Genomic DNA, 25,272 nt, shown 5'->3' on the forward strand with positions numbered 1-25,272 from the left:
TTACACTATGAATGTCAGCGAACTAGCCCGCATACTAAAACTAACCCCTCAAGAATTGCGCGACAAATTGCCGCAACTCGGTTTTCATATTGGCCAAAAAGCCATCAAAATCGACCACCGCATCGCCAATAAAATCATTAACCAATGGCCAACTTTAAGCAAAAAGTTGGCAACTCCACAATCTTTCAAAGATAGGCAATCTGCCAGGGAAAACCAAGTGCCTACGGTCAAAAAGGTAGTTTCTCTTCCAAGCTTCATAACGGTCAGGGATTTTGCAGCCCTGGCCAACTTACCGGTCAATAAAGTCCTTGGCGAGCTGATGAAAAACGGCATTTTCGCTTCTTTGAACGAAAGGATCGATTTTGAAACAGCAGCCGTTGTCGGAACCGACCTCGGACTTGAAATCAAGGCCGATGCCGACACTTCGGAAACGACTGAACAGGAAGTCAGCAAGCTGACAACCATCATCCAAAAAGAAAAAAGCGAGGACATGCTAGAACGGGCTCCGGTCATCGTTGTTATGGGCCATGTCGACCACGGCAAGACCAAGCTTCTGGATGCCATCCGCTCGACGGATGTAGTGGCCGGTGAGGCTGGCGGCATCACACAGCATATCGGTGCCTACCAAGTCACTCGCAAAAATCAGCGCTTAACCTTTATCGATACCCCCGGACACGAAGCCTTTACGGCCATGCGTAGCCGTGGCGCCAAAATCGCCGATATCGCCATCTTGGTCGTAGCGGCCGACGACGGCGTCAAGCCGCAAACGATCGAAGCTTTCCGCATCATCGAAGCGGCCAAACTGCCCTTCATCGTGGCGATCAACAAGATTGATAAGCCCGAGGCCAATCTGGACAAGACCAAGCAAGAGCTTTCCGGACAGCTCGGCATCGTCCCTGAAGACTGGGGCGGCAAAACCGTTTGCGTCCCTATCTCCGCACGCGAAGGCACGGGCATCGAAGACCTTTTAGACATGATTCTTCTTACTGCTGAAGTCGAGCAATCAAATATCAAAGCCAACCCTCAGGCTCCGGCCGTCGGCACCATCATTGACTCACGCATCGACAAAGGCGAAGGCCCGGTCGCGACAGTCCTGATACAGAACGGCACCCTGAAAATCGCCGACCAACTCCTGTTTGACGGAAAAGTTTTCGGCAAAGTCCGAGCCCTGAAGAACTACCGCGGCGAAAGCATCGATGAGGCCGGACCCTCTACTCCGGTCAAAATCATCGGTCTGAAAGTTGCCCCCCTAGTCGGAGACATCCTGGAAACCGGAGAGGGCGAAAAGGTCAAATTTAAGAACATCAAAACCGGCCTGAATAAGCCCGAAAGCGCTGTTGCCTCCCAAGCCGACGATTCAGGCGCCAAAAAGATAAACCTCATCATCAAAAGCGATGTGCTTGGATCAGCAGAAGCTATCGAAGAATCCCTAGAAAAAATCGGCAACCAGGACATCAAGGTAAAAATAATCAATAAGGGTCTAGGCAATATCGGCGAAGGCGATGTCGTCAGGGCCGATGCGGCGAAGGCCCAGATCGTCGGCTTCCACGTCAAAGCTGCTCCGCAAGCCGAGGACTTGGCACGCGAAAAAGGCGTATCGATCAAGCTTTACCAGATCATTTACGATTTGATCGATGACGTTAAACAGCAGATGCAAGACCTGCTTGAGCCGGAAATCCGTCGCGTCGAGCTAGGCAAGCTCCACGTGAAAGCCATTTTCCGCTCGGACGCCAACGAACAGATTTTCGGAGGCAAAGTCGTAGCTGGCAAGATAGAGAAGGACAGCTTGATTGAAATCGAACGTGGCGGATTGATTATCGGGCAAGGCAAGATTACCGAACTCCAATCCGGCAAGCAGACAGTGAGCTCGGTCGAAGTGGGCGAGGAGTGCGGCATCAAATACCAGGGCGACTCGGTCAAGGAAAATGATATACTCTACTTCTACAAAGAAGAAAAGATTGCCAAAAAATTATAGCCGATTATGCATAAGACTGAACAAATAAACGACCTGCTTCGTTTCGAGCTTGCCAAGCTGATCGAAGAGCATGTCAATCTCGACGGCGCTTTGATAACCATTTCTTTCGTAGACTGCTCGCCCGACTTACGCTACGCCCGCATATCCGTATCTGTCCTACCGGAAAAGTTCTTCGGCTCAGCCATAGCGGAACTCCGAAAGCACAGCGGCTCATTCAGCAAATATCTGCGCAAGCATACCCGGCTGCGCCAGATCCCGAAGCTGGTCTGGGCCGTAGACGACACCGAAGTCAAGGCAGCTGAAATCGATGAGATTCTCAAAACGATAAACCAGCAACAACAATAATGAAAACCGCCTTAGGGCGGTTTTCTTTTTTTAAGGGCAGGCTTGTAATCTGGCTCCGGTTATGATAATTTTCTTAATTACCATTAAAAAAACCTTCAATCGATGCAAAACCAAGAAATAGCAAAATACCAATCCATTCTAGAATCAATCGATTCAGCTCAAAACATTCTACTGATAACGCATTTCAATCCTGATGGTGATGGAATCTCGAGCCTCTGTTCAATGATGAATTGGCTGCTCTCAATCGGAAAAATGGCAGAAGGTTATTGCCTGCACCAGCCGCCAGCCATGCTGGGCTATCTTCCCGGAATCGAAAAAATCAAGTTCGGCTCCATCGAGACGCTTGGCCTTGATTTTGAAAAATATGACATTTTCATAGTGCTCGACTGCGGCAGCCTCAGCCGGACCGGAATAGCGGACATGCTTAAGGCCAAGCAGCCGAGACAAAAAATTATAGAAATCGATCATCATCCCAAAATTGACGACTACGCCGACATTGAATTGCGCAGCACCGAGGCGGCCGCTACGGCCGAATTGGTTTACCAATTTTACAAGATCAACCATATCAAAATTACGAAAGATATGGCTATGTGCCTGCTTACGGGCATACTCACCGACACGGCCAATTTTTTCTACCCTTCAACCTCTATCGCAACAGTTTCGATCGCTGCTGACCTGATCCTGCGAGGAGCTCGGCTGCCGCAGATTACCGAAAACACCCTCAGAAACAAAAGTCTCAACGGATTGAAACTCTGGGGGCAGATCATGGCCAATATCCGCATCAATCCTAAATATGACTTCGCCGTAACCATCCTGCCGCAAGAAGAGCGGGAAAAAAGCACCGTCCCCAAAGAAGAATTGGATGGGATTTCCGGTTTTTTAAGCAACCTTTACGGAGTCAAAGGCATCCTCTTCCTGCAGGAAGAGGCGGACGGCTCAATACGCGGCAATTTGCGGACAGCCTCTCCGCTGATCGACATTTCCAAACTGGCCCGCCTTCTGGGAGGAGGAGGGCACCCTAAGGCAGCGGGTTTTTCTATCAAGGGCCGCCTTGTCGATCGTGGCGGCGAATGGCAGATAGCCTGATTTGCTTTTTGCCCGATTTACTCTTAAAATACATGCATAATTCACTAACCATAATTATTAAAATAAACACATGCCTTTAATACCTACTGTCATTGAGAAGTCGACTTACGGCGAAAGGGCCTATGACATATATTCACGCTTGCTCAAGGACCGGATCATCTTTCTCGGTGAACCGATCAATGATCACGTGGCCAACATCGTCATTGCCCAATTCCTTTTCCTTGATGCCGAAAACAAGGATAAGGATATAAAATTCTATATCAACAGCCCGGGCGGATCGGTCAGCGCCGGTTTGGCCATCTATGACACGATGCAATACATCAAAGCTGATGTCTCGACCATCTGCGTCGGCATGGCAGCCAGCATGGCAGCCGTTCTGCTGGCATCAGGAGCTAAGGGCAAGCGCCTAGCCCTGCCGAACAGCGAAATAATGATTCATCAGGTCATGGGCGGCGCCGAGGGACAGGCAACCGATATCAAAATCATGGCGGAACACATACTCAAAACCAAGGATAAGCTCAATCAGATCCTATCGCTTCATACCGGTCAAAAAGTCCAGAACATTGAAAAGGATACCGACCGCGACAACTTCATGAATCCCGAAGAGGCCAAGAAATACGGCCTGATCGACAAGATTATCAGACAGCAATAATAAGAAAAGCCCCGCTAAAAACGGGGCTTTTGCTTGGCACGATAACGGAACACAATCTTGTCAAAAACAGATAATAATGGTAAGGTAATTTTGGATTTAATAATTAAACACCAACCACCTGTTGCCTTGTAGTTACGAAAGTTGCGGTAGTCGCGAAAAAGACTAACATTAAACAAACTAATCGTTCACTCGTGATTCTTTGCCCCCTCTCTTCCAACACGCACTCATCCGTGATCGCCTCCGCCTAAACGCGGGCCGGTTTGTTTTATAACGCATTACTCTCCAACGCAACAGGCGGATATCTGCCTATGAATTTTGCAATTTATGTCCTCCTCCTGGCAGTGGGTCTATTTTTAGGTTTTTTGGTCAGCAAACTGCAAGCCGACCGCAAAACTAAAAATGCCGAAGCCAAAGCGGAGAAGATCATCAGCGAGGCCAAAACCAAACAATCCGACCTTCTACTGGAGACCCAGAACAAAGCCTTAAGAATCATCGACGAAGCCAAGCGGGAAGAATCTCGCCGGCGCAAGGAAATCAATGAGCTCCAATCACGCCTTGAAAAGCGCGAGACGGTCTTTTCGCAGAAGTTGCTGGAACTCCAAGACAAACAGCAGCAGCTCTATGACAAGGTCAACAAAATTGAGGAAATCAAGGAAAAGATCAAGCAGATAAAAGAAGAGCAGCTGGCCAAACTCGAGACTGTCGCCCAAATGTCAAAAGAAGAGGCCAAGCAGGTCCTTCTGAACAATGTCGAGACAGAAATCAAGGAAGATCTGCTATCAAGAATCAACAAGCTGGAAAAACAGTCAGTAGACGAACTTGAAGAAAAATCCCGTGACCTGCTCGCCAGCACCATGCAGCGACTAGTTTCGAACTACACAGCCGAAATCACGACGACTGCCGTTGAGTTGCCAAGCGACGAGATGAAGGGACGTATCATCGGCCGCGAAGGCAGGAATATCAAAGTAATAGAGCAGCTGACCGGTACGGAAATCATCGTCGATGACACCCCGAACGTCATCACCATTTCCGGCTTTTCTCCGATCCGCCGGCACATTGCTAAACGCGCTCTCGACCGCTTGATCCTGGATGGACGGATCCATCCGACCAAGATCGAAGACGCCATCGAGCAAGCCAAAAAAGAACTGGCTGTCGACATCAAGAAAGCTGGCGAAGAATCGATGTATGAACTGGGCATTGCCGGTTTCGACACCAAGCTAGTCCAGATTATCGGCCGCTTGAAATACCGCACCAGCTATGGCCAGAACGCCTTGCGCCACTCTGTGGAGGTTGCCCATCTTTCCGGACTTCTGGCCGAAGAGCTTGGTGCTGACGTCACTTTGGCTAAAAAGGCCGGATTACTCCACGATATCGGCAAGGCCGTAGACCACGAAGTGCAAGGCACTCACCCGGAAATCGGCGCTAATATCGCTAAAAAATTCAATCTTTCCGAAGACATAATCGCCCCGATCGAAACCCATCATGATGACCGCCCACGAGGTTTGATCTCTGTCATCGTCAAGGTCGCTGATGCCATCTCGGCAGCCAGGCCCGGTGCTCGCCACGATTCATTCGAGCAGTACATCTACCGCCTAGAGGAGCTTGAAAAAATTGCCACCTCCTTCGATGGAGTAGAGAAGGCCTATGCCATCCAGGCCGGTCGCGAAGTCCGCGTCTTCGCCGAAGCTGACAAGCTCGATGATCTCGCTGCCCATCAGCTGGCCCGCGATGTCGCCAAGAAAATTGAACAAGAACTCAAATACCCAGGAGAAATCAAGGTTAACGTTATCCGTGAGATGCGCGTAACCGAATACGCTCGCTAGCTACAGATTTTTTCAACACCTAAAGACGCTCGACCTCGGCAAGAGGCGAGCGTCTTTGCTTATAGGCCGAGTTACTATATTTTATTGATTATTGGCTAAAATATTAAAATTTGATATAATTTATTCAGGTATTGCCAAGAAGCTAGTAATCAAATATACTAATATTAAATAATAACTAAGCGTACTCCTATGAATAAAGCTGCCTTAATCGACCGGATTGCTGCCGAGGCCAAAGTTTCCAAGAAGCAAGCGACTGACATGCTGGAAAAATTGGTCGACATCATTATCGGCGAGCTCAAAAGCGGTAATGAGGTAACTATTACCGGTTTTGGCACCTTTATGGCCAAGTCACGACACGCTCGCGGCGGTGTTAATCCTCAGAAGCCGACCGAGCGCATCCAGATTCCTCAAGTAACGGTCGCCAAATTCAAAACCGGCAAGACTCTCAAAGACGCCCTCAAAGGCAAAGAATAATCTTAAAAACCCTCTTTTTTGAGGGTTTTTTGATATTCCGGCCAAAGTCTTGCCTTTTTCGTGCTTTTGTGTTAACCTATTAAAAGCTCTCGAGAGGGAGTTTTTTGTATCAAGATCAGCATCCTAGCCCTAAAGGACTCTCCTGCCTAAAGTGTGCCCATAGCTCAACCGGATAGAGCGTCTGGCTTCGGACCAGAAGGTTGTGGGTTCAAGTCCTGCTGGGCACACTTTGAGCAGGATATCCTGCCGCCTGTCTGCAGGCAAGGGTGCGCTGGCGAGGCTGGGTAGCTCAGTTGGTTAGAGCGCGGCACTCATAACGCCGAGGTCGAGAGTTCGAGCCTCTCTCCAGCCACTTTACAATATGCGCTGTTAGCTCAGCTGGTAGAGCAGTTGCCTCTTAAGCAAACGGTCGCAGGTTCGAATCCTGCACGGCGCACAAATTTAAGGCCACCCAACAAGGGTGGTTTTAAATTTGTTTGCATACGTGCAGGATGAGAAGTTTATGCTCCGGAGCGACAGCGTAGGGGTAAATCCTGCACGGCGCACAAATAATAAAACCACTCTTTACGGAGTGGTTTTATTATTATATCTATCTATTTTTCCAGATCGACTAACAACTGTCTTATAACCGAGAAGTGCTTGATACAAATCTTACTGCCGACAGTTAGATTTTGGCACTCTGCTGGCAATGGCTGCCCCTTCTCGTCTTTGTTCCAAAATGCCGGCCAGTCAGTGACCCTATACTTCAAGTTAGTCGGGTCAGAGGCAAATGACTTATACATCTCCATAATCGCTTCTCGCAACTCCAGGACATGGGTAGCCCTGATTCTAGTATTAGGAGTCATGGGATTGAGGCCTTGGCCGACGATTTGCGTGTCGGTATCACCGCTGGCATTTGAGTTGTGGAAGGAAAAATAACCGACGCTTGAACCCATGTTTGCACGACAAACATTGATGCGCTGTCTTATCTCGTTGACCATGGACGCACTAAGAGCCTGGCCGGGGGTGGAGGTCGGATTGGCAAAACTGATATTCAGGCAAGCGGCACGCCAGATAACCGTATCATTCTTGTACATCCAGATAGTGGTACCCTTAGGACGGACCCTGATGAATCTTTGGTACTTACCATCAACGCTAGTCAAGCCGGTCAGGTGTATGGAGCAGTTGCCGCTTGTGCAGACCGCCTCAGCTGGACTCGAGTCGACCCAACCGCTGGTTGGCGCCGGACTGTCGCTTTGCTGGATTTCATATAATGTCGGCCCAGACTTCGTATAGTTATATTCAATTGTCAGGTAAGCCTCCCACTCATTGAAGTTACCGTCAGAATCGCCATAGTCGACTTTCAGGGTTACCATCGAAGGAAAGTCTTTGAGACCGGTGATTTTATTTGACTCAACGTAAGTTGTTGAAGCGATGGTCAGGGGCGATGTTCCGGAGTTGTTCCAATCTACCCAATTATCAACCCAGTCGATGGTCTGATATTTTGGCGGAGGGGCAACGGTAAGATACTGGTTGACCACATTAGCCCTCAAATAAGTATCAGCTCCGCCCGATCTGTCGATAAAATAATAATCCAAGCTGTTTGGGTATTCTAATTCCCCATTGTTGTCTCCCAGCGATAAATTGCTCGGAGTGATATATTTATCATCAGCAATCAGGATACCTGTTGGTTGCCAATTACTCTGGTCATGGCTCATTTGGATCTGGTTCCAGTGGACTCTTGGTATCGGATTTGTCCAGCCATCATCGTCGGTGTATAACCAATGATCCCAACGGCGATCGGTGACCTGATAACCATTGGGCAAAGTATCATATGAATTAATCATACGGTAAAGCGGGGGCAATGACGCTTGGTAAGTGTAATCCATTTTTAGCTTAACTAAGTTACTGCCGATGTCATCGCTCAAGACATCAACCGCATCTGGCGGGTTTATCTCCCCCGACAATGACGGCAGTGTCGTAACTTGGCCCATGGGGTAAATTTCATCGACAAGCATGGAATAGGGAGTATATCCTTCGCCATAAACGCTTAATGCCACATCATATGTTTCATTTGGCGCCAAATTTTCGGTTGGGATACTGTAGCATTCACGACTCTTAGTGCACTTGCCAGAGGCATACAACGAAGAGTCCTCATAGCGATGATCCCAGGATGTAGCAAACCAGCCACCCCACTCCCAGGTTGAATCTGCTGGTTTTTTATACCTTACATCAAAATATAATACTGGGTAATTAATGCTATACGAAGCTTCCGACTTATAGCGGTTAATCCAAGCGATTAGGTCTGGCGCAAAGCGGACATGCAAGTCGAAGCAGCCGGAACCGAAACAGGCACGCGGCACGATAATCGGTTCGGTCGGCATGCCGGCTACCCTATATTTTAAAGCTTCAATTGGGGAGGATGTCGCCCAGTTGCTATTGATCGCTGGGGTGGCGGCATAAACCCGAACCCGATAAGCATAAGTCGATGAGGGGGTCAGGTTGCTGTATGACTGGACATAGCATGTGTTGGGGGTCGCGCATCCGGGGGGCGAGGTCGTTGCGCCGCTCGTGCTTGTGTAGGTATTTTCAAGGGTCCAAGCCCCTCCATTAACTTGTCTTTCGATACGATATCCGTATAACCCGTCCCATCCGCCGGTGTATTTGAAGGCTACATTTACCTTGCTCTTGGTATATGTCGATGTTGCCGTCAATATTGGAGTTGTCGGATCCGGTGTCGGCACCAGCGCCGGGGCCATGATCGGAGTCGAGGTTACCCAGGCCGGGTCAGAACTACAAAAATTACCGTTACTCGTGCAAAGCCTGACTAAATAACGATAAGTACTGGAAGGAATTATGGGGTTTGTTGAGGTATTGGCATGGCCCACCTGATAACATCTGTTAGCAATATTGCAAGTAGCGCCATTAAACGGCGGGCTAGTACTTTCAACCTCGCTATTATTGAGTGACGTGTTCTGGGTGCTTGTTCCATTATAGGCCCAGCCGGAATTGGCCCAATTCCAGCCGCTGCCGTTCCAGGTTCCACGTTGCTCCACTATTTCATAGCGATTAAAGCCGTTCCAATTGTTCGGCTGATTGAAGTTGATCTTCACCTGTGAAATCGAGTGATTGGACGAGGTACTGAAGACTATCGGACTTGCAATATTAGGGATAGAGCCGGAGCCTGCCTTAATATAGCCATCCCACTGATTATTAAGCTTGCCTATCGGTATTACGCGGAAATACCAGTCAAAACCAGGGTCCAGTCCATAAACATAGAGGTGGCAAGCCAGAGGCGTGGTACACTGGACATCGTCCTGTCTGACCGTGCTCCAGCCCGGGTCTGATGCGTCTTGGACGGTGTTCCACTGGACGTAAAACGCTGTCGGCCCGGAGTTGGCAAAGTCAAAAAGGAAACTGACATCGTAATTAGTGACATCATAGCGGTTGACCTGGACGTTGTTGGCGTCAGGCAAGGGATTCATATTTATCTGATTGCTCTGAGTGTACGCACTGTCTTGGCCGACCACATATTTGTTTACGGATTTTGCCTGGAAAAAATAGGAGTGATTCGGATCGACATAAAAATAAGTCAGAGGCGTCGAAGTCGGAGAAATTTCGGCCGGTTGATCGCCGATTGTCTGGTTGGCATTGCTTATATACGTGCCGCTAGCCGCCTGGACGTAGCTTGCACCCGACATAAACGGGCTCCAGATCGGCGTCGAGGTTGTACGATACTGTATCTGATCGATACTGGAAAAACGGTTAATCTCATAGCCGGTCAAGGTGCTATAACCGGGAATGGTCTTAACCAACGCCAAGAATGTCGGGTCATAAACATAATCCAAGGCCAAGGCGATAAGATTAGAGCCAAGCACCTGCGGCCTCACCGCCAATGGCGCATTCAGGGTAATCGGCAGTAAAGCAGCTGCAGTCACTTGAGCAGATTCTATCCACTCGCTGTAAGCGTTGTTGTAAGGCGATGAACCGAGATAGGCCAAACGGACGCGGAAGACGTAGTTATTGCCTGGGGTTATCCTGTAATTAATACTTGAAGCATTGGCACTGAAAGTTGTCGGGATAAAACAGCGATAATTGCCTGTGCAGTTGCCAGCCCCGAAGAAAGTATCTCCCGCTGCGTTGCCTGTTGTCGAGGCAATGACAGGTATCTCAGTTCTCGGAGTGCCGTTCTCCACCACCTGAAGCTGGTAGTGGGTTACTGGCAGGCTCGTGAGCGCTACGTCGCTACGAAAATGGACCCTGATCGTACTATCAGCAGGCGTAGACGTCGGCGCTTCAGTGCCGATGGCCGTGGCTTTCGGGACGGCAAGATAATTTGCGGCCATCAACGCCGATGAAGTGGCCCAGGCGTCAGCGCAGCGGGACTGTCCGTCATCCACAACACAGGGTCGGACAAGATATTGATAGGTGACTCCTGGTACGACCAGGTCGTCAATGCTATAGCACTGGTAAAGGCTAGGACAAGAGAAGAACGGAGAAGAAAAAGTGTCGTATTCATCGATGCCGAAAGACTGGACTCCCAAAGACACGCCATCCACGATTTTTTCGCCTTCATAATAATCGAAGCCGGGATTGCCATCATTGGAATACGAATCTAACGGTGCGGGAGCATGGAAATAAAGCCTCATCGAAGAAGAGGCATGGGTCGACGTTGCGACCATATTGAAGGCATCGAAGGTGGGTATATCAACCAAGCTTGCGGAAGTGCTAGACGCCTTGCCACCGTCCTGAGGAGCGATTACCGGGTCTGATGGCGATGCCCGATAAGCTAGCCTGATCCGATATTGATAAACGACATTCGGCTCGACAGCACTAGGATCATCCAAGGAAAAACACACTCGTCCTGACTGGCACTCACCGTCAGGAAACATTATTTGATTAGGGTGGCCCAACGTCACCCGGTTGTCATCGTAGGTATAAAAAGTTGCGCCCTCAACCCAGGTCGGCTCGCCTAATATTTTTCTGTCTATAATATAACCGTTAACGCCCGTCCAAGCATCTAAAAACTTGAAACTGACATTATTATAAGCATGGACCATATTCGCCGACGAGGCGATGTATATATTATCGTCATCGACTGTCGGCTTAGTTGATTGGGGCGGAAAACCCGATCCAGGAACGATCGCATTTTCCAGGGTCGGAGCCGTAGTAGTTACGCCGCTATCATTGACCACCCAAGCGGTATACCTATATTTCCTGATCGGATCAAGCTTGACCGGCAAAGTGCTGGTGCCGAACTCATGCGGAATATTCGAATCGATAGAATCGACCCAGCTGCCGAAACCTCCGTTATCCAATGCCACGGGCGTCGAAGACGCATCGTCGATCACTTGCAGATACATCCTGACTTGATTGCCCGCGCCAGGCTCATTCGCATAAACAGAGAAGTTTACCGTAACCGTGCCGTCGCCGTTGGACACGAAATAATCCCCCTCCATCGGGCTCAGCCACTCTGGCGCATCATACAATGCCAAACCGGACTTGATATTAAAAAATATCAAGAAACCAGCGGCAATCAATAAGGCTGTTGCCAAATACGATAGGGGTGCTTTTGGCCTTCGCATATCCGAATTATTTCGAAAAATCCTTAATACACTTGAGACTGAATGGGCGATCCTTAATCCTGCCGCAATACGTCTTAGCGTTTGCTGGATCGTTTTTAGCCTTATAATAGTAAATTTCCGAGGTGCAAGAAATGGCCGATTGCGCACTAGACAGCTGGAAGCAATAATTTTCATCGACGTTTTCTATCGCCAGCCGGCGCAGGATGCCGTCAATGCAAATCTGCTGTTTTCGCATATCGTCTATGAGGGTGCAGACCCTGACATCCTTGTCTGACATCGCCCTATTCATATAATAAGCCAAGCTGCCGCCTGTACAAATCTGCTGCTCTTCCTTGGTGAGTTCGCTCTTTTCGCAGGTAGTTTTCTCATCGGCCCTGACCTTGTCTGCCTCTTCTTTGCTCAAAGTCGTTATTTCATACTTGGTCGTAGTAGCCTGTTCTGATGCAACCGGCTTAGAACCCGCCTTGTTTTCAGGAAGTTTGACCTGTTTGATGGCAAGATCCTTAGACAGGAGGACAAAAATAATAGCAACGCAAATAATCAAGCCTAACGCCAATGCGGCAATAATAAGCTTGGTGGAGTTTTTTTCTTCCATATTGATTTGTTATTTATATTATGGACCGTAGGTTAAGCCATTTGAGCAGCCGACTCCTGTTGGCGAGGTGCTGGAAGCGATAAGAATCTCGTCCGGATTGCAATTTATCAGCTTGGTGCCGTTGGAGTAGATGATTCCGCTCTCATCAACGGCAAAGACCTGGCTATTGCTGCCATTATTCACTTGAAAAGTCGCGTTATCCGGGTTAACCGCCTGGTCGCTATCGATCCTCACCTGCGCACCCTTTGACGTATCGACATAAAAATGATTTTGGGCGGTATCAGAATATAGTCTGTCCAAACCAAGACCGCCAGCGACTCCGGGCTTATACTGGGCGTTTACGCTGGTGTTAACTGGAGCTTCGACATTATTGCCTGGCGGATTGGCCGTTGGCGCATCCCAGGCGGCCAAAATAGATTGCCAAGATAAAAACAAGCTTAGCGAGAGCACTACGCCCATAACTAAGCCCAAAGGAAATAACATTTTTTTTGAGTCCATACTATTTGTTTGGCAAACTTATTAACTTTGTTTATTATAACATTTTTCACTGTGCCAAACAAATAACCGCCCCTATTTTTTTCTCAGAACCGCGTAGTAATTCTTTTTATCAGAAATAAATTCCTCTATTTCCGCATTTTCGATAATCATAGCCTTCCTGAAGCCCCGTTCGGTATATGCGTGATAATAGCGTGGACATTTTTGGTTAAAACCGTTGAAAACGACATCACCGAAATCTAATCCATTCAGACCCAGCAGCTTCAATAGGAAATTTTTTACAACAAGTTTCCTAAACAATGGTGCCTGCCACATTGACCAAGCCGAAATGACAACTCTGCCGCCTGGCTTGACCTGCTCAAGCAATAACCTTAACGCTTGGCGTCGCATATCCTTTCCGGGCAGATGGTGTATTACCGCTATGCAGAACACTTCATCGAACAGCCCCAGGTCAAGTCGATTCAAATCAATAATATCACCAGAAAGCAGCTTCTGCCCTGGGAGCTGCCAGGAAGCATTATTTTTGGCTAAAAAAAGCAAATTATTACTTGGCTCGATGCCTACATATTCTACATTTCTACCCAGCCAAGCCTGGCGCAAGCGCCCGTTACCGCAACCGACATCCAGAACTTTGGCGCCAGTAGGGGTTTTTGATGCGATAGCTGCTAATGTCGGCCAAAGCTTCCGTTGGCGCGTCTGATCAAAGTCATCAGCGATATTTTCATAATTCTGTCTTACCAGGTCTAGTAATTCAGACTCTTTCTGCTTGTTCATTTTTTTGACTTGAGTGACGATAAAACCAGCTTGATATCATTCCAGCTGAAGTTCTCTCCCAGTTTTTCTTTTATCAACCCCAACTTCGAACCTCCGACAGATTCCACCGCTTCCATGATGAGGCGGCGGCTATCTTCCGAAACGAAATCACCGACATTTACCTTCATGCCTTTTTCCAACAAAAAACAGAAATGATCAACAATCGTCGCCGGTTTCAAATTTCTTGTTTGAGCGATTTCATCTAAGCCCAGACCCTTCTGATAAAGCTCCAGCGTTTCGAGCTGGGTCAGTTTAGTGCCCAAACTGGGGCTCGATGCCTCATGCTTGTCCGTAGCATCGCTGAAAGGCTGGAAGTCCGGCTCTTCGGGCAATTCATCACTTTGGCTGTTGACGCAATTGTCACACTTACCGCAGCGTAAAGTCCCCTGGCTGCCGAAATAGTCCAAAATATAATGTTGGCGGCAGCCCAGGTGATAGACATAATCTTCCATCTGATCAAGCTTCTCATAGGCGTGACTTAGTTTCACCTTGAGGGCGGTAACGTCGATATTCAAATGCTGCCGATCAAGGCGTTTCAATATGTGGATTTCCGTACCCTTGAAGGGCGGCTGATAATCCAAGCAGCCTTCGTCCTGAATCTTTTTGATCACACGCCGAAGTGACTCTTTTTTTACCCCCAACACGCCGGCCAACTCTTCCAGGTTGAAGTTGAAACCGGCATCTAGCTCATGGCCGTGCTTGGCCAAAAGCTGATCCAAGATGACCTGGCTATTTTTTGAGCGAGGGCCAAAAACTTTTCTAGCCTCACTGGCAGGTTTGAGCAATTTCAAATAGGCGTTGGCCGACTTCTCTTGACTGCGCCTGATCAGACCCTCTCGTTCTAATATCTTAATGGCCGTACCGATCGCCATATCCGGGGCATTATCCGACATAAGACCCATCAATTCGCTATAGGTTACCAAGACGCTATCCGAATCATAGGACAATAACACCTCATAAAGTTCGAAAATCATTTCAGGCGATGGGTTGTCGCCTTTTATAAAGAATTCCTGCAACGCTCGGTCGCGTGAATTATAAAGCATCAGGCAGAAGCTGGGCTGCCCATCGCGTCCAGCACGTCCAGCTTCCTGGTAATACGCTTCGATCGTGCCAGGCATATCATAATGAACCACAAACCTGATATCAGGCTTGTCTATGCCTAAACCGAAAGCGTTTGTCGCAACGATAACCCTTGCCTTATTCTTCATAAAGCTTTCCTGGACCCACTTGCGCTCATTCGGTTCCATTCCGCCGTGATACATAATGGCTTCAACGCCGCTATCCAGCAAAGCTTGCATCAGCTGTTCGGCACGTGAACGGGTGCCGACATAAATTATGCCTGCTCCATCCGGGGCATTCTGCACGGCCTCCAGCACGATGCCGGGTTTTTGGCCTTCATTAGCTCGAACCACGGCGAAAGTCAGATTAGGCCGGGCAAAACCGGTAACGACTTGGCGCGGATTACTGAGAGCGAGCTGTTTTACGATGTCGTCCCGCACCTGAGGGGTGGCCGTAGCGGTCAAAGCAACGACTGGCGGGTTGCCTAAAAATTCTACCGCTTGGCGCAACCTCAAATAGCTCGGACGGAAGTCATGCCCCCAAGAACTGATACAGTGGGCCTCATCCACGGCGAACAGGCTAACCTTGATCTGCGACAAGGCGTCGATGAACTCCTTGCTATAGAAACGCTCAGGCGCGATGTATAATAGCTTGAAGCGGCCTTCTTTGATTTCAGCCAATCTGTTCGAAGTCTCATTCGCCGAGATGGATGAATTGATGAAAGTCGCGGGTATGCCGATGCGGTTAAGGTTATCGACTTGATCTTTCATCAAGGCAATAAGCGGGGAGACTACGATCGTTACCCCCTCCCAAATCAAGGCTGGCAGCTGATAGCACAAAGATTTGCCGCCGCCAGTGGGCATGATGACCAAAGTGGATTCGCCGTCGAGCAGATTGTCTATCACCTGTTCTTGGCCGGCTCGAAAATCATCGTAACCGTAATGGATTTTCAACAATTCGCGCAAAGCTTGTTTTTGTTCCTGTATAGTCACTGATATAGCTAATTGCCAAGATGTCTCTTTTTATAGAGTTCTAGAGTATTTTTAAAAGCCAATGCGATGGTCATCGGACCGACGCCACCTGGCACTGGGGTGACGTACCCTGTTTTTTCTGACATCGCTTTATAGTCGATGTCGCCGCAAACCGATCCATCTGCCGTGGGGGTGATGCCGACATCTATCAATACGGCCCCATCCTTAACCATGCCTGCAGTCACCAACTTGGGGCGCCCTATGGCGGAAATCAATAGGTCTGCCTCAATCGTGCTTTCTTTCAGATTCGTCTCAGCACCAGTAAGCAGCCTCACCTTCGCTCCACGGCACTCCAGCACGTGCTTGATTGAGGCACCCAAAATTGGCGAGTTGACCAAGGCTAGGGCATTTTTGCCAGAAAGATTCATCTTGATGCTCTCCAAAATAGACAAAACCACCCCGATCAAAGGCGGCTCAATCTCAAGCTCGCAACTAGAAAGCAGTTTTTGCAGGCTCTTAGGATGGAAGCCATCAACATCTTTCTCCGGGTTCATCCTGGCAATAATCTTATCGGTATCAAGCCCTTCGGGCAGGGGTAGCTGGATCAAGATTCCGTCAATCGATTCATCATTATTCAGAAAATCGATTGTCGCCAGGAGGTCTCCTTCGGTGATGTTGGCGTCACACCTATATAGGTGCGTATCGATGCCGACAGATTTCGCCTGCTTTTCCTTCAACGACACGTACAATTTCGAATCTTCGCGTTCACCGACCAATATGATGGCCAGATTGGGATGCACACCCAGGGCAAGTATTTCTTTGACTAACTGGTCCTTTATCGACTCTGCCAAGGCTTTGCCGTCAATATTTTCCATAAAATAACTTAAGAATAACGGAGTTATTCTGCCACAAAAAGAGCAAAAAAGCAACCGTTTGGGCGATTGCTTTCGTGATGGCTAACTTGCCCCTCCACCACCTCCACCACCTCCACCACCGGCCCCTCCACCGCCTGCGCCGCCACTGGCGCCAGAAGAAGCGAAGGCGCTGGAAAACGAAGCGCCAAAACTCGAGCTGAATGAAGAAGGGGAAAAGTTGGTAGCCGAAGAGCTGTTGTGATAGTGACTGCCGACATACCAGGCCGGGGCAGCGACTGTTATTCCCGCAAAAGCCTTGGCCCACTGTTTTTCGACTTTAAAAACGATTGCGTAGGGTAGGTACTTTTCGAAGATGTCCGGAGTCAGGTTCTGCATCCGATATCTCTCTGCTACCTCTAGGTACATCTTGAAGCCTAGCCAATCTTCTCGCAGAATCCTGCCTTTTTCATTCAGTCTGGCTTCGTACTTTACGAAAGCGAACAAGCAAGCGGCCGAAATAACTAAAGCCCCCAAAAGGTCGAAGGTCTGATTGGCAAACAGATTGATTTCGGCCTTGTCAGAAAAATACAAGGCGACGAATAACGCGATAAAAACTCCCTTGAATATATTACGGCCTTTCTTTTCCAAAGAAACTCCGCGCTCATAAGCTCCCGTATCCATTTCAGTTTCCCTGTACAGTGATTGTTTGAAGCCGTCAAGGAGTTCTTTGAAATCTTTTTTGGTCTGATTGCCGCTATTTCTCAATTTTTTGGTCGAAAACTTGCCATCAAAAATAAGCAGCAAACGAAGATATTTTTTCTCATATTTTTCCAGGTCCTCTGCCTGCTCATAATCCTTGATCGGCGTAACTATATAATCGGTGGTCCCTACCAAGGCCAAGACCAGCAAAAAAGCGAAGCATGCGGGCAGCAGTAGCATAAACCAGACTTGGTCTAATTGGACGGCCAAGACTGCTGCGGCAACAAGAAATAGAAAGGTCAAGGGCACCGCCGACTTGAGCGATGCTTTGGAGGCAATTTTTTTCAACCACCAGATTCTCGATGGTTCCTCCTCGATTTTTAGATACCCCCTGACCGCCAAATCGATAATAGTCGCAGCTAACCCCTTATCAGTCACCTCCTCTTTGACAAGCACCTCGGCCATAGCCGGTCGAATATTTTCAGGTGGGGCATATTGAGGAACAATGGTTCCGCGTCCTTTTTTTGACCCTTCGGTGGAGTACCAATATGCTAACCCCGCTATCAAGCTGATAAGCAAGATTAGTCCGGAACCGACATATCCATAATTTAGCCCCAACCAGCTTATCCAGAAATCAAATTTGCTGACATGGCCTGCCGGGAACCCAGCGTCGATAGTAAAGGCCTCTTTGGGCGCGAAATCCTTAGCGATAAATTGGGCTGTCCAAAAATTCATGTCCTTGGACACCTCGACGTTCTTGCCCGCCGCTCCTCTGTAGGCGAAAAGACGCTCTTTTCCGGCGTCGCCCCCAGTAGGCAGGCTCAATCTGACGACAACCTCTTTGATCGGAACGACATACTTATCAGTAAAAACGTTCCAATAAAGGCGGTCTTCTTTCTGACCGAAACTTACAGCGCCTATTATCCTGTATTTGATAATCCAGCCATGAGTCGTGTCCGTTTCATTATAATACCAGATAATATTAGTCGCATTGTCTGTATCTTCATATGTAAACTTTCCCCAGCTCGATGGAGCCAATTTGTCCAATTTGCCATTTACATATTGGAGCGGGCGCTTCGTTTCGCCGTCAAAAACCTGCACATCGGTAATTCCTGAAATCTTTTCGTGAGGAATAGTGCGCCAAGCTTCATGGTATGAACCGACAAAATTAAAGGTCTGTGTTTCAGTGACCTCCAGGGACGAGTCTTGCTTAGCCACTATATCGGCTTCAATCCTATCATAACTATAAGACCGGGCATCTTGCGCTGAAGCTGTCTTGTTGTAAAAAATAAAAAGCACTACCAAAAACAGGCGTGCACACGAACGCATGAGCGATTTTTTGTTGAGCATATTTCGAAGCTTAATCAAAAGCTGGGATTGGGAAAACGCGAGCAGAGCGCCTTGACCTCTTCTCTCAGTGACTCGAGCTTTGATTCGTCGTTGCGTGCCGCTAGGGCAGCAACGATCCATCCTGCGATCCTGCGAGCCTCATCTTCCTTCATTCCGCGCGTGGTTATGGCAGGTGTGCCTAGGCGGATACCAGAGGGATTCATCGGCGGATTCGGGTCAAAAGGAACTGTGGAGCGAGAGGTTGAGACGCCGATTTTATCAAGAATAATTTCGGCTTCTTTGCCGGCCAGGCCCTGGTTCGTCAGATTAACCACCATCAGGTGATTATCTGTGCCGCCTGACACTATTTCAAGTCCACGAGTCATCAGCTCATCAGCCATCGCACGGGCATTGGCGATCACTTGTTTGGAATATTGTTCGAACTCGGGCTGCAATGCCTCAGCAAATGCCACTGCCTTAGCCGCCGTATTATTGTCATGCGGACCGCCTTGCATTCCCGGAAAAACTGCCCGGTCGATCTGCTTGGCGAATTGCTCTTTGCACATGATCATGGCCCCGCGCGGACCGCGCAAGGTTTTGTGCGTCGTGGTCGAGACGACATCGAAAATCGGCACGGGGTTTTCCAGCTGCTTACCGGCAATCAGTCCGGCAATGTGAGCGATGTCAGCAAAGGTGTAGGCGCCGACCTCGTCGGCTATTTCCTTGAATCTCTTCCAATCGAGGTTGCGAGAATAAGCGGAAAAGCCCGCTAAAATCATTTTCGGTTTCTCTCGCAAAGCGATTTCCCGAACCATGTCCATATCGATGCGCCCCGACTCCTTATCGACCTCATACTGCACGAAATTATATAGCATGCCGGAAAAATTTACCGGGTGACCGTGAGACAAGTGTCCGCCGTGGTCAAGCTTCAGGCCCAATACCGTATCGCCTGGCTTAAGCAAGGCAAAATATACTGCCGCATTGGCTGGCGAACCGGATAACGGTTGCACGTTGACATGTTCGGCGCCGAACAACTCTTTGGCTCGAGCAATGGCCAGTTCTTCGATCGTATCGACATTTTCGTTGCCTGAATAATAGCGCTTTCCCGAATAGCCCTCGCTGTATTTGTTGGTGAATATGGAGCCCAAAGCTTCTTGTACGGCCACCGAAACGTAATTTTCACTAGCGATCAGTTCGACTCCGTTCGTTTGCCGCTCGACTTCTTTGGCTAGAGCCCCATAGACGGCCGGGTCCTGTTCGGCCAAGATTTTATACTCCATATTTTGGCTAAAATTAATATAATTATCTATATGGTATCGCGATTCGTCGCCTTTGTCAAAAAGAAAGGAGCAGTGGTGTTCTGCTCCTGTTAAGAGAAATCATTTAAGCTGTTCCTGGATTTACAGCGCGTTTTCCATTTCATTGGCCGCCAAAATGACGGCGTCCCCGATATACTCGGTCGGGTTTTCCATGATGCGCAGGATGTTTTCCGGCAGGTTTGCTGAAATCCCCGGCTTGAAAAGTTCTGCCGCTGTTCCGAGCGAGCTGTTGTCCAGCAAGGCCCGCGGCACGACTTGTTCGTTGACGAATTTGTGCGCATCGGGCAGGCCGTTGCGCTGCAACGCCAGGTGCAGCAGTTCGGCCGGCATTACCTTGGCATCTTCCAGGAGGTTTCTGAGGCAGCGGTCGGGGTCGACCCTGAGATTCTTGAACCACCTCTCAGTGTTTTGCAGCTGCTGATACAGATAAACGATCATTGCGGAGTAACCTCGCATGACGCAGCTGCCGCTGATGTCTCGGCCGAAGTCGCTGATGCCATTCATCAGCAGCTTGGTGTACTCGCCCACCATTATGCGGTGCATGCCGTACATGTTTTCGGCAGTAACCGGATTCGACCGTTTGTGCGACATGGTCGAGGACTTCGAGCCGACGCTTTCCAGCTCCCGGTAAGCCGAGCTCTGCAGCTGCCGCGCATCGTCACCCAGGTTGCCCAGGGAAATAGAGGTGTACACCAGCTCGTGATATGCCCGCCCGAGACTTTCCGGCTGGACGATCTGCGTACTGATCGGACACTTGACCAACCCGAGCCGGGAGAGGACCATATCCTCGCCTTCGGTCGTGCTGAGCAATTCAAGTTGAGCTGCCCTGGTTCCGACGGCACCGGAAAACTTTCCTTCAACCAGAAAGGCCATGTCCTGAGCTCTGCCGCAGTTGCTAGCGAAACGGTTATGCCGCTCGGCCAGCCAGAAACCGAATGTGATCGGCAGCGCGTTCATCAAGTGGGTTCGTCCGGTTTGCGGCGTATCCGTGTGCTCGCCGATAGCCATGCGCCAATGATAACTGACTTGCTGCATCTTCGGATAGACGACATCCAGGAAGCACGCTTGGTACTGCAATGCATAGGCGCAACAGATCTTGTCGTACGAGGTGGCGGCGAAATGGCGCCAGCGCCGCAAAGGCTCGGGCAGCAGCTGATCCATCAGGAAGAGTAGTGCGTTGATATCGTGCCCTGTTCCTTCGCCCTGATACGCCCCGATGCCTTTTTCCTTGTCATCCATCATCTTGGTGGTGATGCTCTTCAACAGCAAATGGAGCAGCTCGGGTGTGAGGAGGGCGATAGTGCTGTCCGGCATGCGATCTTGCGGCCGGTCATACATACCCTCCAAGGACATCTGGGCCAGCGTCTCAAGCCAAGCCCACTCAACCAGAATGAGCCACCCGGCCCACTGGTCATACCCCAGATACGGCTTGAGCTCTTTCGGCTGATAACGCCCGCCTTCGCCTGGCATCGTCAGATTCCGCCCCTTCAAATCCATGGTTGTCAGAAATTTAATGCCATCGTTGATTGATGCGCCTCTTTTCGCCGTCATGACTTTTTGCGGGTTGATTTCCGGCACCTTGACCAATTCCTGTTTCATCGATTGATTCCTCCTGTTTGGATAATGTGCAAAATTACCCAAACCTTACGGTAAAAACGCCTTTTTGTCAAAAAAGAAAAAGAGGAGTTTGCATCCTCTTTTTTTATATTGCCGACCTAAAATTTCTACCACTTCCCTGAATCAACGAGGGCTTTTAAGCTTGCTGTATGTCATCCGCTTCAACCCGGCCCACCAATCATAAAAATTAGTCTTTTTCATCTGTCTTACCAGCAATTTGGCCGATTTAGTTTCGACGGCTCGTTCGACGTTCTTGATCCAGTCAACCGCTGAAACATGGCCGGTATCACAATACTCTTTGGCCTGGAATGCCGTCTCAAGCCAGTCGGCGTCTTTGGCAACGACACCTTCCTTGGTCGTTCTCTCTTCAAATTCTTCAAAATATTCTAACCATTTTTTCTCGATTTCTTTACCCAGCCCCTCAAGCTGATCCTTAAAAGCTTTGAACTCACCCTCTTTTTTAGAAAAATATCTAGCTGACACTTTATTTTGGTCCCCAGTTCTGGCCTCCGCGTTATCATGTATCAAAAGCATGCAAGCCACCTTCTCCGGGTCAGCACCCTCTAATACTGCCAGGATATACCCAATCTGGGCAGCGCGCAGCTGATGTTCAGCAACTGACGGCGGCTGAGCAATACCGGCCAAAAACCAGCCAGAATGCCGCTGGCGCTTCAGTTGATTCAACTCGAAAATGAAATTCACGACCTTCTTTTCATTCATATTTTTAGCTTATTTGATTTCTTATCTCCTTTTTGCAGTATAGCACACCGTAAACCCCTGAAAAATCAAGCCGGCAACCTTTTCACCATATAACTTCTTCTCAAGCGATAACCGGTTTTGCGATAGTAACCGCGGACGCCGACTCCAGCAATCACGGCCATGTTCTTGAAACCGCCAGCCGACGCGTCGGCCTCAGCCTTTTCAAGGAGCCTGCGACCCAATCCGCTGTGTTGCGTTTTTTGCTTGCCCCCGATCGGCACGAGCTCTCCATATACGTGCAGCTCGCGAACAATGGCAGTGTCCGGTAAAAAACCGCCGCCGGTGCCTTCTTTTGCTGGTAAAAACAGTCGGCAAAAGCCGTGCAGCGTCTTGCGGTCCTGGCTTGCGAATTCAATAAACTCTTCCTTGCCTCCGGTAACATCATATGACTCCATGCTGAGATTCACGGGGCCATCCGACTGGTCACGGACCTCTCGGCAGCGGATGCAATTGCATGCTACGCCGCGTTGCTGCATCACCTGTCTCAAATTAGTCACAGTATTACCTGCGATTATCGACTCTCCAGGAATGTCCCGAACAAGCCGGATAATCCTGACATAGTGAGGAATAGCCGCCTTGCAGTCGACAATCAATCTCTGTAAAACCTTATCGCTGTACGGCTTATACTTCCCTTGGCGCCACCAATCATAAAGCAAGCTTCCCTTTGTCACGACCGTCGGATAGAACTTGATCTGATCAGGCTGAAAGCGTTCATCAGAAAAAAGCTGCTTGAACATTTTCAGGTCTTTAGCCGGAGTAGATCCTGGCAGTCCAGGCATCAAATGATAAGTTATCTTGAAGCCGAAGCGCCGCAGCAAGGCTGTCGCTGCCGTGACGGCAGCCAAGTCATGTCCTCGCTTGTTCATCTCCAGTATCTTGTCGTCGATAGCCTGCACGCCCAGCTCGACTCGCGTGCAGCCGAACTCCCGCATTTCTTGAAGCTCGCGCTCATCGATATAGTCCGGCCGCGTTTCTAGAGTCAGTCCGATGATCCTGTGTTTGGCCGTTTCGTTGCGCCGCTGCTCCACGACAAGCCGTTCCTTCATCCGCCCCAGAGATAATTTCGCCCCACATCTCGCATGTTGCGTTTTCCGACCGGCCAGACTGAAATTATTAGCCGCCGCATAGCAGTTGAGAATATACCAGTATTTGTACTCGACCGGCAAAACGCTCCAGGTGCCTCCGATAACTATCAATTCTATCTTGTCCGGCTCATGCCCGTTGGCCATCAAGGCCCTCAGGCGATATTGCACCTGTTTATACGGATCATAGCCGCAATGGATGGCGCGCATGACCGCCGGTTCATTGGATAGATAGCTCTGAGGAACGTCCTTTTCCGTCGGGCAATAGGCGCATTTGCCTGGGCAGGCGAAGGGCTTGGTCAGGACAGCCACCGGCGCGATGCCGGACATAGTCCTGATTGACCGTCGCCGCAACAAGCGCTGTAACTGCTGCGTGTCGGCGTTTCTGGGCAACTCAGCTAACAGCTCGGTGTTAGTTGGCAGCTCCTTTCCGAATTTCTTGGCCAACCGCCGCTTGAGCGCCATCAACTCTTCTCTGGTCTTTATCTCAGAAGCAAGCAATTCATTAACTATCTTTTTATTCAAATTTTCCATGTTTGACTTTTAGCTTTGCTATGATAGGCTTATATTAAGCAAATACTAACCTATTTAACCATAAAAGCATGACAAAAACAAGCAAAATCATACTGTTTTTGCTCCTAGGACTCTTGGCCTGGCCGGTAACCGCCCTGGCTTTCACCGCCAAGGCGGGCGACTCGGTCAACCTAGCCAAGGGAGAGGTCATCGACGGCAATCTCTATCTGGCTGGAGCCAACCTGAACATCGAAGGCAAGGTTACCGGCGATGTCATCTGCGCTGGACAGACCATCAACATCACCGGCACCGTCCTGGGCGATGTCATCTGCGCTGGACAGACCATCAACATCGGCGGCCAGGTTGCCGGTAACCTGCGCGTCCTAGCAAGCTCAATCAATCTTACTGGGCAGATCAACAAGAACGCGAATATGGCGGCTGCCTCGATCAACACCAGCGCCAGTTCTTCGATCGGCTGGGAAATGCTTTTCGCAGCCAGCGTGGCTGAACTGAAAGGGAGTGTTGCTTACGACCTGACCGGTGCAGCCAATTCTGTTACGATTTCTGGGCGAGTAGGCAAAGATGTCAAACTCAAAATAGACACCCAGCACAACAATAATCCTGGCCTTAAAATAGCAAGCGGAGCGATCATCGACGGCAAAGTATCATACACCGACAAGCAGGATGCCGTCATAGAGCAGGGCTCAAAAATATCTGGGGAAGTCACCAGAAATCCTGCAAAAATCAGGCAGATCGATCGAAAAAGCATTTTCTTGGCTTGGCTTTGGGAAAGGTCCATCAGCCTATTCACAGCCATCGCTCTCGGCCTTCTCTTGATCGGACTCTGGCCCAAAGGAATCAACGGCGTAAAAGAACAGCTCATGAAATACTACGGCAAGTCATTCGGCTGGGGTTTTGTCGCCCTCTTCCTGACTCCGGTCGCTATCCTCATTCTCCTTGTGTCGATGGTCGGACTCTGGCTAGCGCTATTGCTGTTCATGGCCTGGTTCATCTCATTGTCCCTAGCAAAAATTCTGGTCATGATCGGCGTCGGCCAATACCTAGTTGAACGCTACGCCAAAAAATACGCGCATCGCCCGATGATTACTATGCTTTCGGGCATAGTCGTCTGTTGGCTCATCTTCAGCATTCCGATATTGGGCGGCTTCCTTGCTTTCCTGACCACTATTTTCGGCCTTGGCGCAGCTGTCATGCACCTGAAAAATGCTTAACAAATAACATCTTGCT

The 25,272-nt window shown here is 49.3% G+C and carries 18 protein-coding genes and 3 tRNA genes; 10 read left to right on the forward strand and 11 right to left on the reverse strand.

What is annotated here, in order from left to right; translation table 11 throughout:
- Window positions 1–7 precede the first annotated feature (7 nt).
- From HGA34_03035 to HGA34_03075, 9 genes are all read left to right on the forward strand, one after another.
- Window positions 8–1,975, forward strand: coding sequence for a translation initiation factor IF-2 (locus tag HGA34_03035; GenBank protein NTW22494.1), 1,968 nt, complete (start codon window positions 8–10; stop codon window positions 1,973–1,975).
- Between the two features lie 6 nt (window positions 1,976–1,981).
- Window positions 1,982–2,320, forward strand: a complete 339-nt coding sequence (locus HGA34_03040; protein ID NTW22495.1) for a ribosome-binding factor A — start codon at window positions 1,982–1,984, stop codon at window positions 2,318–2,320.
- A gap of 102 nt (window positions 2,321–2,422) precedes the next feature.
- Window positions 2,423–3,406 carry a bifunctional oligoribonuclease/PAP phosphatase NrnA gene (locus HGA34_03045; protein NTW22496.1) on the forward strand — a complete coding sequence of 328 codons (984 nt, stop codon included), beginning with the start codon at window positions 2,423–2,425 and terminating at the stop codon, window positions 3,404–3,406.
- A gap of 70 nt (window positions 3,407–3,476) precedes the next feature.
- On the forward strand, window positions 3,477–4,058 hold the full coding sequence (clpP, locus tag HGA34_03050; GenBank protein ID NTW22497.1) for an ATP-dependent Clp endopeptidase proteolytic subunit ClpP: 582 nt from the start codon (window positions 3,477–3,479) through the stop codon (window positions 4,056–4,058).
- Window positions 4,059–4,366: 308 nt separating this feature from the next.
- Window positions 4,367–5,881 carry a ribonuclease Y gene (rny, locus tag HGA34_03055; protein NTW22498.1) on the forward strand — a complete coding sequence of 505 codons (1,515 nt, stop codon included), beginning with the start codon at window positions 4,367–4,369 and terminating at the stop codon, window positions 5,879–5,881.
- Between the two features lie 189 nt (window positions 5,882–6,070).
- Entirely contained in the window at window positions 6,071–6,355 is a 285-nt protein-coding gene (locus tag HGA34_03060) for an HU family DNA-binding protein (protein NTW22499.1), read from the forward strand.
- 153 nt (window positions 6,356–6,508) lie between these two features.
- Window positions 6,509–6,582, forward strand: a tRNA-Arg gene (locus tag HGA34_03065).
- Window positions 6,583–6,633: 51 nt separating this feature from the next.
- Window positions 6,634–6,707 (forward strand) — tRNA-Met (locus HGA34_03070).
- 11 nt (window positions 6,708–6,718) lie between these two features.
- A tRNA-Lys gene (locus HGA34_03075) sits at window positions 6,719–6,791 on the forward strand.
- A gap of 157 nt (window positions 6,792–6,948) precedes the next feature.
- Here the strand turns inward: HGA34_03075 and HGA34_03080 are convergent.
- The 11 genes from HGA34_03080 to HGA34_03130 all read right to left on the reverse strand — a co-directional run bounded on the left by HGA34_03080 (window position 6,949) and on the right by HGA34_03130 (window position 24,045).
- Window positions 6,949–11,919, reverse strand: a complete 4,971-nt coding sequence (locus HGA34_03080) for a hypothetical protein (GenBank protein NTW22500.1) — start codon at window positions 11,917–11,919, stop codon at window positions 6,949–6,951.
- Window positions 11,920–11,926: 7 nt separating this feature from the next.
- Window positions 11,927–12,514 (reverse strand): hypothetical protein, encoded by a 588-nt coding sequence (locus tag HGA34_03085; protein ID NTW22501.1) that lies wholly within the window; start codon window positions 12,512–12,514, stop codon window positions 11,927–11,929.
- 18 nt (window positions 12,515–12,532) lie between these two features.
- Window positions 12,533–13,012: a hypothetical protein gene (locus tag HGA34_03090; GenBank protein ID NTW22502.1), complete on the reverse strand. Its 480-nt coding sequence runs from the start codon at window positions 13,010–13,012 to the stop codon at window positions 12,533–12,535.
- A gap of 72 nt (window positions 13,013–13,084) precedes the next feature.
- On the reverse strand, window positions 13,085–13,783 hold the full coding sequence (locus HGA34_03095; GenBank protein ID NTW22503.1) for a class I SAM-dependent methyltransferase: 699 nt from the start codon (window positions 13,781–13,783) through the stop codon (window positions 13,085–13,087).
- Window positions 13,780–15,873, reverse strand: a complete 2,094-nt coding sequence (locus HGA34_03100) for a RecQ family ATP-dependent DNA helicase (GenBank protein NTW22504.1) — start codon at window positions 15,871–15,873, stop codon at window positions 13,780–13,782. Before HGA34_03100 ends, HGA34_03095 begins: the two co-directional genes overlap by 4 nt.
- An 8-nt stretch (window positions 15,874–15,881) precedes the next feature.
- Window positions 15,882–16,727, reverse strand: coding sequence for a bifunctional 5,10-methylenetetrahydrofolate dehydrogenase/5,10-methenyltetrahydrofolate cyclohydrolase (locus tag HGA34_03105; GenBank protein ID NTW22505.1), 846 nt, complete (start codon window positions 16,725–16,727; stop codon window positions 15,882–15,884).
- 81 nt (window positions 16,728–16,808) lie between these two features.
- Window positions 16,809–18,755: a DUF2207 domain-containing protein gene (locus tag HGA34_03110; GenBank protein NTW22506.1), complete on the reverse strand. Its 1,947-nt coding sequence runs from the start codon at window positions 18,753–18,755 to the stop codon at window positions 16,809–16,811.
- A 14-nt stretch (window positions 18,756–18,769) separates the two neighbouring features.
- Window positions 18,770–20,014, reverse strand: coding sequence for a serine hydroxymethyltransferase (locus tag HGA34_03115; protein NTW22507.1), 1,245 nt, complete (start codon window positions 20,012–20,014; stop codon window positions 18,770–18,772).
- A 120-nt stretch (window positions 20,015–20,134) separates the two neighbouring features.
- Window positions 20,135–21,652, reverse strand: a complete 1,518-nt coding sequence (locus HGA34_03120; GenBank protein ID NTW22508.1) for a hypothetical protein — start codon at window positions 21,650–21,652, stop codon at window positions 20,135–20,137.
- A 141-nt stretch (window positions 21,653–21,793) separates the two neighbouring features.
- Window positions 21,794–22,390: an HD domain-containing protein gene (locus tag HGA34_03125; protein NTW22509.1), complete on the reverse strand. Its 597-nt coding sequence runs from the start codon at window positions 22,388–22,390 to the stop codon at window positions 21,794–21,796.
- A gap of 65 nt (window positions 22,391–22,455) precedes the next feature.
- The gene (locus HGA34_03130; GenBank protein NTW22510.1) at window positions 22,456–24,045 is read right to left on the reverse strand and encodes a tRNA uridine(34) 5-carboxymethylaminomethyl modification radical SAM/GNAT enzyme Elp3; all 1,590 of its coding nucleotides are present in this window, start codon (window positions 24,043–24,045) and stop codon (window positions 22,456–22,458) included.
- Between the two features lie 68 nt (window positions 24,046–24,113).
- Here HGA34_03130 and HGA34_03135 point away from each other — a divergent pair, with 68 nt between their 5' ends.
- Window positions 24,114–25,256: a polymer-forming cytoskeletal protein gene (locus HGA34_03135; GenBank protein NTW22511.1), complete on the forward strand. Its 1,143-nt coding sequence runs from the start codon at window positions 24,114–24,116 to the stop codon at window positions 25,254–25,256.
- The last annotated feature ends 16 nt before the right edge of the window (window positions 25,257–25,272 follow it).

It is taken from the genome of Candidatus Falkowbacteria bacterium, from assembly GCA_013336275.1.
GTDB lineage: Bacteria > Patescibacteriota > Patescibacteriia > Patescibacteriales > GWE2-39-37 > JAAXUA01.

Coding starts and splice junctions, on each gene's coding strand:
- HGA34_03035 (NTW22494.1), top strand. CDS start 8: ATGAATGTCAGCGAACTAGCCCGCATACTAAAACTAACCCCTCAAGAA.
- HGA34_03115 (NTW22507.1), bottom strand. CDS start 20,014: ATGGAGTATAAAATCTTGGCCGAACAGGACCCGGCCGTCTATGGGGCT.
- rny (NTW22498.1), top strand. CDS start 4,367: ATGAATTTTGCAATTTATGTCCTCCTCCTGGCAGTGGGTCTATTTTTA.
- HGA34_03135 (NTW22511.1), top strand. CDS start 24,114: ATGACAAAAACAAGCAAAATCATACTGTTTTTGCTCCTAGGACTCTTG.
- HGA34_03090 (NTW22502.1), bottom strand. CDS start 13,012: ATGGACTCAAAAAAAATGTTATTTCCTTTGGGCTTAGTTATGGGCGTA.
- HGA34_03045 (NTW22496.1), top strand. CDS start 2,423: ATGCAAAACCAAGAAATAGCAAAATACCAATCCATTCTAGAATCAATC.
- clpP (NTW22497.1), top strand. CDS start 3,477: ATGCCTTTAATACCTACTGTCATTGAGAAGTCGACTTACGGCGAAAGG.
- HGA34_03080 (NTW22500.1), bottom strand. CDS start 11,919: ATGCGAAGGCCAAAAGCACCCCTATCGTATTTGGCAACAGCCTTATTG.
- HGA34_03095 (NTW22503.1), bottom strand. CDS start 13,783: ATGAACAAGCAGAAAGAGTCTGAATTACTAGACCTGGTAAGACAGAAT.
- HGA34_03085 (NTW22501.1), bottom strand. CDS start 12,514: ATGGAAGAAAAAAACTCCACCAAGCTTATTATTGCCGCATTGGCGTTA.
- HGA34_03105 (NTW22505.1), bottom strand. CDS start 16,727: ATGGAAAATATTGACGGCAAAGCCTTGGCAGAGTCGATAAAGGACCAG.
- HGA34_03040 (NTW22495.1), top strand. CDS start 1,982: ATGCATAAGACTGAACAAATAAACGACCTGCTTCGTTTCGAGCTTGCC.
- HGA34_03130 (NTW22510.1), bottom strand. CDS start 24,045: ATGGAAAATTTGAATAAAAAGATAGTTAATGAATTGCTTGCTTCTGAG.
- HGA34_03120 (NTW22508.1), bottom strand. CDS start 21,652: ATGAAACAGGAATTGGTCAAGGTGCCGGAAATCAACCCGCAAAAAGTC.
- HGA34_03060 (NTW22499.1), top strand. CDS start 6,071: ATGAATAAAGCTGCCTTAATCGACCGGATTGCTGCCGAGGCCAAAGTT.
- HGA34_03110 (NTW22506.1), bottom strand. CDS start 18,755: ATGCTCAACAAAAAATCGCTCATGCGTTCGTGTGCACGCCTGTTTTTG.
- HGA34_03125 (NTW22509.1), bottom strand. CDS start 22,390: ATGAATGAAAAGAAGGTCGTGAATTTCATTTTCGAGTTGAATCAACTG.